We start from the raw sequence: 11831 nt of genomic DNA, 5'->3' as shown, positions 1-11831 counted from the left end.
TTAGATAGCCTGTGAGTATTTTTTCAAATACCACTCTATCGTTTTCACGATACCGGTATCAAAATTCTCATCCGCTTTCCAGCCCAATTCATTTTCCAGCTTGGTTGCGTCAATAGCGTAACGGCGATCGTGTCCTGCACGGTCTTCGACGTAGGTAATGAGCTCTTTGTAAGATTTAGATTCTGAATCAAGTTCAGAATGACGAGGAGCCATTTCATCGAGGAGGGTACAGATACGTTCAACGATCTGGTTGTTGTTGCGCTCATTGCGTCCGCCGATGTTATAGACTTCTCCACTACGTCCACTGTGATAGACCAGATCGATCCCTTTGCAGTGATCGAGTACATAGAGCCAGTCACGGATATTTTTACCATCCCCATATACGGGAATGTTCTCACCAGAGAGAGCTTTGCGGATGACAGTCGGGATCAGTTTTTCGTTATGCTGTTTCGGTCCGTAGTTGTTCGAGCAGTTGGTGATAACGGTGTTCATCCCATAAGTATGATGATATGATCTCACAATCATGTCTGATCCCGCTTTAGAGGCACTGTAGGGGCTGTTAGGAGCATATGATGTCTCTTCGGTGAACAGATCACTTGGGTCATCACTGAGGGTTCCGTACACCTCATCGGTGCTGATGTGGTGGAAACGGGGAGGATTGGATTCCGTATCTAGTACGGAATGACGGTAGGTGAACGGTTTTTCCATCCACGCTTTATAAGCGACATCGATGAGGGTAAAGGTTCCGTTGACATTGGTTTGGACAAACACGCCTGGATTTTTGATACTGTTATCGACATGGCTCTCTGCGGCAAAATGGATGACACCGCGAATGTCGTAGGTTTCAAAGAGCGATTCGACCAATGAACGGTCGCAGATATCCCCTCGAATAAAAATATGTTGATCATTGTTTTGGACTTCAGCGAGATTTTCAATATCTCCCGCATAGGTGAGAAGATCGAGATTGATGAGACGGACATCAGGATATTTGGCTAAAAAATAGGGGACAAAGTTGCTTCCGATAAATCCGGCGCATCCGGTAACGAGAATAGTTTTCATTTGGCTTCTCCTAATGTATTCAAACACTGTTTAAGTGAATCTCTCCAATACGGGATGGAGAGGTTAAAATCATTTTTTATTTTTGCTTTATTGAGCAAGCTGTAGTGGGGACGCGAAGCTGGTGTCGGGTATTGATCGGTCGTGATCGGATTTACGTTGCATTCCACACCGCTGAGTTCAAAAATAGCACGGGCGAAATCGTACCAGCTAGCACATCCCTCGTTACTGTAGTGGTAAATTTCAGGGGTTCGATTATTGATGTTTGGAAGGATCTCTAAAATCGTTTCTGCTAAATCACGTGCGTAGGTAGGGGTTCCAATTTGATCGAAGATAACGCCGAGGCTATCACGCTCTTTACCTAGTCTCAACATCGTTTTAACGAAGTTAGTGCCGAAAGAGGAATAGACCCATGAAGTACGGATGATGATCGCGTTCGCCGGAGCGACGGAGAGGATCGCATTTTCGCCGTCGCGTTTAGTCCGTCCATAGACCCCCTGCGGATCGGTCGGATCACTCTCAACGTAAGGACGATGATTCTTCCCGTCAAAGACGTAATCGGTGGAGATATGGATAAGAGCGATGTTTTTGGCTTTTGCAATTTTAGAGAGCATACTGACAAAGCGATGGTTGATGGTATCGGCCAGATCACTTTCACTTTCTGCTTTGTCGACGGCAGTGTAAGCGGCACAGTTGATAATAGTATCGAATATCTTGCCCTCGAAAAAATCTTCCATTTTGCATAGATTGCCAAGATCAAGCATTGAACGATCGGCAAAAGTAAAAGTGTATTGGGGATACAAGGCACTTATTGCTTGGATTTCCGAACCCAATTGTCCGGAAGCTCCGGTAACGAGAACTTTAGGCATACAAATCATTTCCAAAAGTGAAATGGTCTGCATCAGCAAATAATGGTTGTTGGGTATCTTTGGCTGAGAGTTGAAGTTTTTCTGTCGAAACGATCCAATCGATGTTTAATACCGGATCATTAAAAGCGATTCCGCGATCACATTCGGGAGAATAGTAATTGTCGACTTTATAGGCAAACGTACAGGTCTCAGAGAGCACCACAAATCCATGCGCGAATCCTCGAGGGATAAAAAGTTGACGTTTATTTTCGCCTGAGAGTTTGATCGCTACATGCTGACCAAAAGTGGGTGAACCTGCTCTAATATCGACTGCCACATCGAGCACTTCTCCCTCGATGACCCGTACCAGTTTAGTTTGGGCGTATGGAGGAAGCTGATAGTGCAATCCACGCAATACTCCATAGGACGATTTAGACTCGTTGTCTTGGCAGAAAGGGGCTGAAAAACCTAAAAATGCTTCGAGTTTATCGGCTCGGAAGGTTTCGACGAAATAACCACGTGCATCTCCATGCACTTTGGGATCAATGAGGATAACATCAGGGATGGCGGTACGTGTAAAGGTCATTAAATTGCTTTTCCTTCATGGGCTCTTCGGATCAGGTATTGACCGTATTGGTTTTTGCTCAGCGGTTGAGCTAATTCTAAAAGTTTTTCTTTCGAGATATAACCCATTTCAAAAGCGATCTCTTCAATACAGGCGACTTTGAGTCCTTGTCGATTTTCAATCGTTTGAATAAAGAGACTTGCTTCCAAAAGAGATTCATGGGTTCCCGTATCGAGCCATGCATATCCACGTCCCATAAGCTCAACTTTGAGAGCATTTTGTGCAAGATACGCTTGGTTGACAGTTGTAATTTCCAGTTCGCCGCGATTAGAGGGTTTAATATTTTTAGCAATCTCTACAACACTGTTTGGATAAAAGTACAATCCGATGACCGCATAGGAGCTTTTCGGTGTGAGCGGTTTTTCTTCGATGGAGAGGACATTTCCCTCTTTATCAAACTCGGCGACACCGTAACGCTCAGGGTCTTTGACCCAGTATCCAAATACGGTCGCTTTGCTCTCTTCGGTCACATTTCGAACCGATTGTGCGAGCATTTTGGTCAAACCGTGACCGTAAAAGATATTATCACCTAATACGAGACACACATCATCACTTCCGATGAAGTCAGCGCCTAAAATAAATGCTTGGGCTAGACCATCAGGGGAGGGCTGAACGCAATACTCAAATCTCATTCCGATATCGCTACCGTCTCCAAGGAGCTCTTCAAAGCGAGGAAGATCGGTAGGAGTAGAGATAATAAGTACTTCAGTGATCCCTGCGAGCATCAGAACCGAGAGGGGATAGTACACCATCGGTTTATCGTAAATCGGAACCAGCTGTTTACTGACCCCTTTGGTAATCGGATAAAGTCGTGTTCCGCTGCCGCCCGCGAGGATAATTCCTTTCATACTGCTCCTATGAAATGTTAATAATTGAAATTATAGTCTAAAAAGATTGTAGGCTAGTTTAATCAACTTTAACGCTTTTTGCGTAATAATAATGGTATGAAAATATTAATGATAGATGGGAGCGGCTTTCAGCTTCAAACTCGGAAAATGTTACTCGAAGAGGCTATCAAAGGGACAGTTGAGAGTATTTCAACATTGGGCGAACTGTTTATCGCTTATCAAAAAGGGCAGTATGATGTCGTGATAATCGACCATGGGATTGAAAACGGACAACAATGTGTGGATTATATTTTATCCATCGATCCGATGCAGGGGATATTGGTTGTCAGTATAGCAATCCATTGTGTGATAAGCCGCTGTGAGGATTGTGTTAACCATCATGACATTCGCCGCTTGTTCAATCCGACACCGATTAAAAATATTATCCGTATGGTCGAGGGATTTAAAAGCTATTCGTGTGATCATTATGATGAGGAAACCAATAAAATACAAATATAATTTTTTTATCTTCTAATAGATTATTTGAAATAGGGTGTTAAGAGCGGGGATTATTCAAAAGGTACAGAGAGTTTGATAAAACTGTATTCAAAGGTAAAAGAAGCCTCTTTAAGTGCAGAGATATTAAGGTATGGTTTGACATTTTTTCCAATATAGAGCGAGATGACTGTACCATTTCGCAGCAGTGAGGGATCGAAAGAAAATGTTAGGATTTTGTTTTCATACGTGTGCTTGATCAGCGGTTCAAGCAGGTTGTCATCCGGTGGCAGCATTAGAATGATGCCGTGAATATTTTTCGTACCCAAAGCTTCTTTTGCCGAAAGGATTGAGACTCGTATAGGATGATCATTGATCCCTTCGGGATATTGATTTTGAACCATATTAGAAAAATGTCGGGCAGCCTCTTGATTGGCGGGTGAAGCGACAATCACGAAATGAATAGAGGATTGGATACGTTCTTTTGTCCCCTTTTCCATGAACAGTATTTTCGGAAAAAGTTTTGCGCTTATCTGCAGCAATGGGGTATCGTAAGATGCCCCAAAGAGGGTTAGCGGAATGACCAAAATGCAAAAATAGAAGAGCTTCTTCATGGGTGATCCAACGGCAAATTGATAGTGAAAACGGCTCCTTGAGTATTATTACTAACGCTGATGCTCCCCTCAAAGTGTTGTTCGATAATCACTTTAGACATATAGAGTCCAATACCGGTTCCCTGTTTTTGAAATTTCGTCGTAAAATAAGGCTCGAAAACCCGTTTGGCAATGTTCGGCGGCACTCCTCCGCCGGTATCGGAAATATCGATGATCAGGCGTTTCGCTTCACATCGAAGCAGAACGTCGATTTTACCTCCGGATTGATCATTTTTTGCGACGATAACATCTTTGGCGTTGTTGACAATATTTAAAATCACTTGTTTGAATTCATTAACGACGCCATAGATATCTTCATTGCATTCATTGTGTATAGCATAGGTGATTTTGGCGTAGGAGAGTTGTTCGCTTAAGAGATGGAAAATATCGTTGATGGGCTGGGTTGGTTTGAATGCTATCCGCTCTTTATTGAGGTTGAAAAAATTTCTAAAATCATCAATCGTGTTGGACATAAAGGTGAGATTCGTATTGATAATATCGCTGTTATTTTCAATCTCTGTATCATTCAGGAGGCCAAGTTGGCGTTTCATTTCGATGTTGCTCATGGCCAATCCGATAATGTTGAGGGGCTGACGCCATTGGTGGGCGATACTCTCGATCATTTCACCCATGGCCGCGAGCCTCGATTGGTGTATCAGCAACTGCTCTTTTTGGCGACGCTGTTCTACTTCGGCTTCAATACGTTGTTCAAGCTTTGCGTTGATTTCTTCCATTTGATCTCGATAGTTGTCGATAGTCCCCAGCATTTTATTGGTTGATGAGATAATGGTCTGTATTTCCGTGTTGTTGTTATCGCATTCAAAGGGTTTCGTAGTTTTGTCAACCGTGTACGCTCCCATCCAATCAGAGATATGGCGCAAAACAAAAAATTGTTTCCGAAAGTAGAGATACGTGAAGGAAAAAAGGGCTAGGGCAAACAGCGAAAGGAATACCAGTCGGTCAAAAAGTTTATTTTGTAATTCTTCGGCATGGGTATTGGAATAGCTGATGTAGAGTGTAGCTTGAAGCTCTCCTGTAATCGGATCTTTGAGGGGTTCTGAGATGGTGATGAAGTCTTTGAGTTGAGGGTGAGCGCTGTATTGCTCAAAAATAGGTTTTTCATTCAGATCGGTCAAGACAACACGTGAAATACTGGGGTTATGGAAAAAGGTTCGCATCGTTTCGCTGAGCATATCCGGTTGGTCAAAACTCAAATAGATTGAGAGGATAGGTTTTAGGGTATTGGTAACCAGATTGATTTTTGAGCGCTCTTCGTCGTTTAGAACGGCAGAGCTGTTCATCTGGATAAAGATAAACATGGGGACAATGACAGCGATGTAAAGAAACCAGAAGAAAATGGCAAATTTGCCTATAAGTGAATGCATAATTAAAATCCAATACCAATTAACATAAATTGATATTATATAAGATTTAGTTAATGCATCTTTAAAGTTTTGGTACAATGTAACATAATTATAAGGACGGAGCGTTTGATGAGAGGTTATTCGATAGGGTTGGCAGCAGTTTTGTTAGTTTCAAATGGAGTAGCTGCAGAGGAGGGCGATATCACTTCGCTGTTAGACGAAGTAACTGCCATCGCAACGAAGACCAAACTCAATATCGACTATCAACCTTCAGTCGTATCGGTTCTTCATGCCGATAAGCTCAAAAAAATAGGTATTCGAAACCTCCATGAAGCTCTTGGCATACTGCCTGGGATTGAGACTTCTATCTTACATATCGGGTGGAAGCAGGTTATCGTTCGGGGAAATTATAACCCCGATACGTTTGTATTTGATAAGTATAAACTTTACATTGATGGGGTAGATGTAGGGAGTGATCTCTACAGTACCAGTTATTTTTATCTCGATTTCCCGATAGAGCTAATCGATCGTATTGAAGTACTGCGAGGATCGGCTTCGACGGTTTACGGTCCGGGAGCATTCAGCGCGGCGATCAATGTTATTACCGTAAGTTCTCAAGAGGGAGAAAACGATAAAGTTTTTGGTGCAGTTGGAAGTTATGACTATACTAAAGCCGGATTTGTCAAACATCTCAATATCGGTAATTGGGCAGTTGGTATCGACAGTTATCATCAACATAGTAATAAAACACTTCCGGCAGGTGAAGCGTTTGTTTCGGCTAAAGAATACGGGTATGCCCGTACCGATTATAACAGTTTGGAAAGTTTTGAGGATTATTCCATCGGTGTAACGGCAAAACACGATGATTGGACGTTGATAGCCAGATACAAATCGGACGTAACAGATAATTTCTATGGTTTGAGTGAGGATATCGAGCCAATGACCGGTGGATATCAGCACAATAAAAGTGCAATCGTTGAGGTACAAAATAGTTCTAATGTGGCGCGGGATTTGAGTTTGGAAACCAAATTCGGGTTAAACTATTATGCTTTTACGTTTGATTCGACCCTTTATCAAAATTATTTCAATACCGGGCTTACCGTGCGGATGAATCCGACATACGAGCAGTTGAATACGTATGCGGAGATGAATCTCAGAGGAAAAAATATTGAAGATCATGCGTGGATGATCGGCGTAAGTGCCCAAAAAATCGATACGATCAAAAATGTTTTTGGAACCACATACCGAGATCAAGGGGATGGCGGTCCGAGTATTTTTGGTACGATGGAATATTTAGAAGGACGATACGGTTTAATTGCAGGAGATAATGATCAGTGGATTAAATCGGTTTCTCTACAGGATATCTATTCAATCAATGATGCTTTGGATATCTCTGCCAACATTAGATTGGATACCTATTCGCTGTTTAGTAATATGCTTAGTTATCGTATCGGTTCAGTTTACCGAATGGATAATAATCATATTTTTAAGGGGGTTTATGGACGTTCCTATCGTGCACCATCGTATGTCGAAGCTTTTCAGGCTCCACAAGACGGTTTAAAGGATGGAAATCCGAATTTAAAACCTGAATCGATAGATACGTTTGAGTTGGCCTATACCTACAAAAATAAAAATACTATCCTCCGAAGCAATGTATTTTATTCGATTCTAAACGATGTGATTGACAGTGTTCAGCATGAACCGGATGGATTTACCGGTGATTACGCCAATCATAAACAGCGTAACGCAAAAGGGGTGGAGCTGGAGCTTACCCACTATTTCGACAACGCTTCTGAACTGATGGGAAATTTTTCCTATGTTCGATCCCAATACTTTTCTCCGGATTATTACAATCCAGTAGAATACCAAAGCCCTGAAATTTCGGAGGTGATGATCAAGGGATATTACCTTTATCCGTTGACAGAACGACTTGGTATCAATACCGCATGGTATTACACTGGTCCAAAACGGGGATATCTACGCGAAAGCGGTGATATCCGCACCTACGGTGCGACGATGCTGGTAGATGAAACTCTGTCGTATAATCTGGATGATTTGTCGATGGTGACACTGAGTGTGAAAAATCTCTTTAAAGAATCGGTGATCTATCCATCGTATGATGCAAAACATGAGGGCATCCATCGTGAAGGTCGTAATTGGCTAGTGACGTATGAAAAACAGTTCTGAAAATTGAGAATGAATTTATGGGGGGTGGCTCCGAATACTGGATTCGAACCAGTGACCAAGTGATTAACAGTCACCTACTCTACCGCTGAGCTAATTCGGAATCTTTAAGAGGCGCAATTATACGCTATGTTACGCTGGATGTCAATAAAAACGGGGTTATTTAGAGCGTTTTCGATCAATATTTTCGATCGGAGTAAAAAAAGTGATATTTGATCGTTCGATTTGAGCGATTTTACCGTGATGGAGCAAATTTTCGAAGCGACTTTTGGAATCGGCATCGAAAAGAGCATTGATATCATCCATACTCAGAGGACGTTTATCCAGAGTTGTAAGGATCTCTTCATCGCTGTAGGCACTTGGAGTTGCCGAGGCATGGTTGCGTGAAACGATATGGATCGGCAATGCAGGATCAAAATGGTGTGCAATCAGATGCAGTTCCTCAAAACTTAGCCCTTGAACCGCATAGGCAGGGGGACGGTCGATGGTGCCGATATCGATCCGTTCGCAGTGGATGTTCAGCAGGGCATGGTTGAGCGCTTCCACTTCGCTTGGAGCGTCATTAATCCCTTTGACAAACAATATCTCTAAAAATAATTTCCCCGTATAGATCTGTGAGAAACGGGTGATACTTTCGATGATGGTTTCGATTTCTATCCCCTCGGCGGGGCGATCGATTTTTTTAAACACTTCGGGTGTTGCGGCATCGAGAGAGAGTTTGACTTGATCGAGCTTCAAAAGGGTATTGAATACGTTTAAATCATTGAGACAGGCACTGTTGGAGAGGATAAGGGTTTGAATACGCCCTTTGATTGTATCGATCTCATCGACAAGAGCATTCAGATAGGGGTACATCGTCGGTTCACCGTTAGCGGTGATCGTAATGACATCAATAGAGGGGTGTTTGCGCAACGCTTCTGTTAAATCGGTCATAATCGTCTCTACCGGAGTGATCGTACGCTGGTGTGCCATTGCGGGTGCAGGGGCGAGTTCACAGTAGAGACAGTCAAAGTTGCATTGTTTGCCGGAATTGGAGAGGTCGATCCCGAGCGACGCACCGAAACGGCGTGAAAAGACGGGACCGAAGATCGTGGACATATTAGTCTTTTTTACTCACTCGTTGACATTCACGAACGAAGTGTTGAGCATTTTCAACCGGAACGTCGGGGAGAATCCCGTGCCCAAGGTTGAAGATATGGCGACGGCCACCCATAATCTCTTGGATCGCTTCGACACACGCGGTGGTTTGCTCTTTGGAGTATAAACGGCATGGTTCCATGTTTCCCTGCAGGACATAACGATCCCCCAGTTTCTCTTTCGCCAGTGCCATCGGGGTACTCCAGTCGACACCGAAGACATCGAAATTTCCGTACACGTTATCTAAAAATGCGGGAATCCCTTTCGGGAACATAATGACCGGAACATGCGGGTATTTCTCTTTTAAATACTCGGCGATTTCGACCATGTAGCTCCATGAGAATTCATCGTATTTGCTTGGTTCGATTGCGGCGGCCCAACTGTCGAAAATTTGGACGACATCGATACCTGATTGGATTTGTTTTTCCATGTACAGTTTGACCACGTCGGTCACTTGGCGGAGGATTTTATGAAGCAAGTCAGGGTTGGAGTACATCATCTTTTTGCAGATATTGTACGTTTTTGTCCCCTGTCCCTCGATCATGTAGGTCGCGAGTGTCCACGGAGCACCGGTAAAGCCGATAAGGGCTTTATTATCGTCGCGTGCATCAAGCTGTGTTCTTAAAATCTTGATCGTTTCATAAACGTAAGTGAGTTTAGACGCCGCTTCCTCACCGCCGATTAACTCCTCCAAATCCTCTTCGGACGCGATCGGTTTTTCGAAAACGGGGCCTTCCCCTTTGATAAAGTCGAGTTTCATCCCCATTTCGTTCGGAACGACCAAGATATCGCTGAATAAAATTGCCGCGTCAACCCCGACAAGGTCCACAGGTTGGATGGTAACTTCCGCTGCCATATCGGGAGCGTGACAAAGGTTGAGAAAGTTTCCGGCACGTTTGCGCACTTCCATGTACTCAGGGAGATAGCGTCCCGCTTGGCGCATCATCCAAACAGGGGTATAAGGGGTCTCTTTACCGAAACACGCATCAACAAAAATTTTACTCATGGTGACCTACTTTGCTAAGAAAATAAAGACCGACGGCAACGGCGGTGATCGAGAGGGCTAGATAGAGTAACTCTAATGCTCCGGTAAATACCGTATGTCCCACTTTTTGGAAAAAGCCGACGACCAATACCATCACGATAACTTTGGAAATTTTGTCTTTGAGCTGATCGAGAGAGTGGACGGCAAGGAGCTGATTTTCATGCCCATTTTCATCTTTGGCTGGATCGATATCAGAGATAAAGAGCTCATACAAACCGAATGAGAAAATGATCATAACGACACCGATAAGGTATAAATCAACCGCACCGATAATCCCGCCGACTATCTCTTCATGAAAATGTGGCGGATGAGCATGGATAGCATACGTATGAATGACATACGCTGCGGTATTGTAGACGTCAACACTGGCGACAGCAAAAAGGACAAAAGCCCCTACAAGACCGAAAACAACTGCAAGGAGAATGATGAATCGTGTGCTCCAAAGGCCGTGTTCAAAGAGTTTTTCAATGAACTGCATCTTATTCTCCTTGCATCTCTACCCATTTTTGGGCGATTCGTACGGCGTTGGTAGCCGCACCGACACGGAGATTATCGGCAACAACCCACAAATGGAGGACATTTTCGCGGTAAAGGTCATTACGGATACGTCCCACAAACGTTTCGTTTTGATCCATACAGAGTGAAGGCATCGGATAGATACTCTCTTCAGGTACATCCATAACGATAATATTCGGAGCTTTACGTAAAAGTTCGCGTGCTTCATCGGCGTCCACTGCACCATCAAATGTGAGTGTGAGGGTTTCAGCATGACCGCGAAGTGTCGGGATACGGACGCAGGTTGCACTCACTTCGATATCTTTGTGCATGATCTTCTGCGTCTCATTCACCATTTTAAGTTCTTCTTTGGTGTAGCCGCTGTCGGTGAACGAATCGATTTGGGGGATAGCGTTGAGTGCGATTCGGTGAGCAAATTTTTTCGGTTCCGTATCATCGAGTTTAAAGGCAAAAAAGGCCTGCATTTGCTCAACGAGTTCTTCCATCCCCGTTTTTCCCGCACCGGATGTTGCTTGGTAGGTGCTTACGTCGATACGTTGTAAATCGTACGCATCATCAAGGGGTTTGAGTGCTTGGACCATTTGGATGGTCGAGCAGTTCGGGTTTGCAATGATCCCGGTATTTTTCCAAAGAGCAATATCTTCAGGGTTTACTTCAGGGACAACGAGAGGGACATTCTCAAACATACGGAAGTGGCTGGTATTATCGATAACCACGGCACCTGACGCGGCAGCATAGGGAGCAAACTTGGCTGAAACACTTCCGCCGGCACTGAAAAGGGCGATGTCGATTGCTTCTTCTTCAAATACGGTCGGGGTTAACTCTTTGATCACGAGTTCATGATCTTTGAACGTAACCGTATTCCCTGCACTGCGAGCACTCGCCAGTGGAACCAGTTTGGCCAGAGGGAATTCGATCTCTTCAAAAATACGTAAAATTTCTTCGCCAACGGCACCGCTGGCACCGACGATAGCAACGTTATAAAGTTTCATAGGAAGCTTTCCTTGAGGATGAATGAAATCACCCGTGAATATTTTTCGCGATTATAGCTAATGATGGCTTGGAAGGGATTAAAAATTGT

The 11831-nt window shown here is 43.7% G+C and carries 12 protein-coding genes and 1 tRNA gene; 2 read left to right on the top strand and 11 right to left on the bottom strand.

Annotated elements, in window-relative coordinates; translation table 11 throughout:
- From rfbB to rfbA, 4 genes are read right to left on the bottom strand one after another with little or no spacing between them, the layout of a single operon-like run.
- Complete coding sequence (gene rfbB / locus B649_RS10020) at positions 1-1059, bottom strand: dTDP-glucose 4,6-dehydratase (protein ID WP_015654410.1); 1059 nt, start codon at positions 1057-1059, stop codon at positions 1-3.
- A complete protein-coding gene (rfbD, locus tag B649_RS10015; RefSeq protein ID WP_015654409.1) occupies positions 1056-1925 on the bottom strand; it encodes a dTDP-4-dehydrorhamnose reductase in 870 nt (289 codons plus the stop codon). Before rfbD ends, rfbB begins: the two co-directional genes overlap by 4 nt.
- Positions 1918-2490 carry a dTDP-4-dehydrorhamnose 3,5-epimerase gene (rfbC, locus tag B649_RS10010; RefSeq protein WP_015654408.1) on the bottom strand — a complete coding sequence of 191 codons (573 nt, stop codon included), beginning with the start codon at positions 2488-2490 and terminating at the stop codon, positions 1918-1920. The genes rfbD and rfbC overlap by 8 nt, the downstream gene beginning before the upstream one ends.
- Entirely contained in the window at positions 2490-3377 is an 888-nt protein-coding gene (gene rfbA / locus B649_RS10005) for a glucose-1-phosphate thymidylyltransferase RfbA (RefSeq protein ID WP_015654407.1), read from the bottom strand. Before rfbA ends, rfbC begins: the two co-directional genes overlap by 1 nt.
- A 96-nt stretch (positions 3378-3473) precedes the next feature.
- Here rfbA and B649_RS10000 point away from each other — a divergent pair, with 96 nt between their 5' ends.
- The gene (locus B649_RS10000; protein ID WP_291750898.1) at positions 3474-3875 is read left to right on the top strand and encodes a hypothetical protein; all 402 of its coding nucleotides are present in this window, start codon (positions 3474-3476) and stop codon (positions 3873-3875) included.
- 50 nt (positions 3876-3925) lie between these two features.
- Here B649_RS10000 and B649_RS09995 read toward each other — a convergent pair whose 3' ends face one another.
- Complete coding sequence (locus tag B649_RS09995; RefSeq protein WP_015654405.1) at positions 3926-4465, bottom strand: hypothetical protein; 540 nt, start codon at positions 4463-4465, stop codon at positions 3926-3928.
- Complete coding sequence (locus B649_RS12335) at positions 4462-5889, bottom strand: HAMP domain-containing sensor histidine kinase (RefSeq protein WP_015654404.1); 1428 nt, start codon at positions 5887-5889, stop codon at positions 4462-4464. Before B649_RS12335 ends, B649_RS09995 begins: the two co-directional genes overlap by 4 nt.
- A 108-nt stretch (positions 5890-5997) precedes the next feature.
- Here B649_RS12335 and B649_RS09985 point away from each other — a divergent pair, with 108 nt between their 5' ends.
- Positions 5998-8055, top strand: coding sequence for a TonB-dependent receptor (locus B649_RS09985; RefSeq protein WP_015654403.1), 2058 nt, complete (start codon positions 5998-6000; stop codon positions 8053-8055).
- Between the two features lie 25 nt (positions 8056-8080).
- On the opposite strand, the gene B649_RS09980 is transcribed toward B649_RS09985, so the two are convergent.
- From B649_RS09980 to B649_RS09960, 5 genes are all read right to left on the bottom strand, one after another.
- Positions 8081-8155: transfer RNA gene (locus B649_RS09980), tRNA-Asn, on the bottom strand.
- Positions 8156-8211: 56 nt separating this feature from the next.
- A complete protein-coding gene (locus B649_RS09975) occupies positions 8212-9150 on the bottom strand; it encodes a radical SAM protein (RefSeq protein ID WP_015654402.1) in 939 nt (312 codons plus the stop codon).
- Position 9151: 1 nt separating this feature from the next.
- Positions 9152-10195 carry a uroporphyrinogen decarboxylase gene (gene hemE / locus B649_RS09970; protein ID WP_015654401.1) on the bottom strand — a complete coding sequence of 348 codons (1044 nt, stop codon included), beginning with the start codon at positions 10193-10195 and terminating at the stop codon, positions 9152-9154.
- Positions 10188-10712, bottom strand: coding sequence for a YqhA family protein (locus B649_RS09965; protein ID WP_015654400.1), 525 nt, complete (start codon positions 10710-10712; stop codon positions 10188-10190). The genes hemE and B649_RS09965 overlap by 8 nt, the downstream gene beginning before the upstream one ends.
- Position 10713: 1 nt before the next feature.
- Positions 10714-11742 (bottom strand): aspartate-semialdehyde dehydrogenase, encoded by a 1029-nt coding sequence (locus B649_RS09960; protein ID WP_015654399.1) that lies wholly within the window; start codon positions 11740-11742, stop codon positions 10714-10716.
- Positions 11743-11831 lie beyond the last annotated feature (89 nt).

It is taken from the genome of Candidatus Sulfuricurvum sp. RIFRC-1 (assembly GCF_000310245.1).
In the GTDB taxonomy this organism is placed as follows: Bacteria; Campylobacterota; Campylobacteria; order Campylobacterales; family Sulfurimonadaceae; genus Sulfuricurvum.
Note: the sequence above shows the minus strand (reverse complement) of the source record. Positions and strands in the feature narration are given on the sequence as shown.

Bases quoted from the DNA above. Each gene is read 5' to 3' on its own strand.
- rfbB (WP_015654410.1), bottom strand. From the start codon at position 1,059: ATGAAAACTATTCTCGTTACCGGATGCGCCGGATTTATCGGAAGCAAC.
- rfbD (WP_015654409.1), bottom strand. From the start codon at position 1,925: ATGCCTAAAGTTCTCGTTACCGGAGCTTCCGGACAATTGGGTTCGGAA.
- rfbC (WP_015654408.1), bottom strand. From the start codon at position 2,490: ATGACCTTTACACGTACCGCCATCCCTGATGTTATCCTCATTGATCCC.
- rfbA (WP_015654407.1), bottom strand. From the start codon at position 3,377: ATGAAAGGAATTATCCTCGCGGGCGGCAGCGGAACACGACTTTATCCG.
- B649_RS10000 (WP_291750898.1), top strand. From the start codon at position 3,474: ATGAAAATATTAATGATAGATGGGAGCGGCTTTCAGCTTCAAACTCGG.
- B649_RS09995 (WP_015654405.1), bottom strand. From the start codon at position 4,465: ATGAAGAAGCTCTTCTATTTTTGCATTTTGGTCATTCCGCTAACCCTC.
- B649_RS12335 (WP_015654404.1), bottom strand. From the start codon at position 5,889: ATGCATTCACTTATAGGCAAATTTGCCATTTTCTTCTGGTTTCTTTAC.
- B649_RS09985 (WP_015654403.1), top strand. From the start codon at position 5,998: ATGAGAGGTTATTCGATAGGGTTGGCAGCAGTTTTGTTAGTTTCAAAT.
- B649_RS09975 (WP_015654402.1), bottom strand. From the start codon at position 9,150: ATGTCCACGATCTTCGGTCCCGTCTTTTCACGCCGTTTCGGTGCGTCG.
- hemE (WP_015654401.1), bottom strand. From the start codon at position 10,195: ATGAGTAAAATTTTTGTTGATGCGTGTTTCGGTAAAGAGACCCCTTAT.
- B649_RS09965 (WP_015654400.1), bottom strand. From the start codon at position 10,712: ATGCAGTTCATTGAAAAACTCTTTGAACACGGCCTTTGGAGCACACGA.
- B649_RS09960 (WP_015654399.1), bottom strand. From the start codon at position 11,742: ATGAAACTTTATAACGTTGCTATCGTCGGTGCCAGCGGTGCCGTTGGC.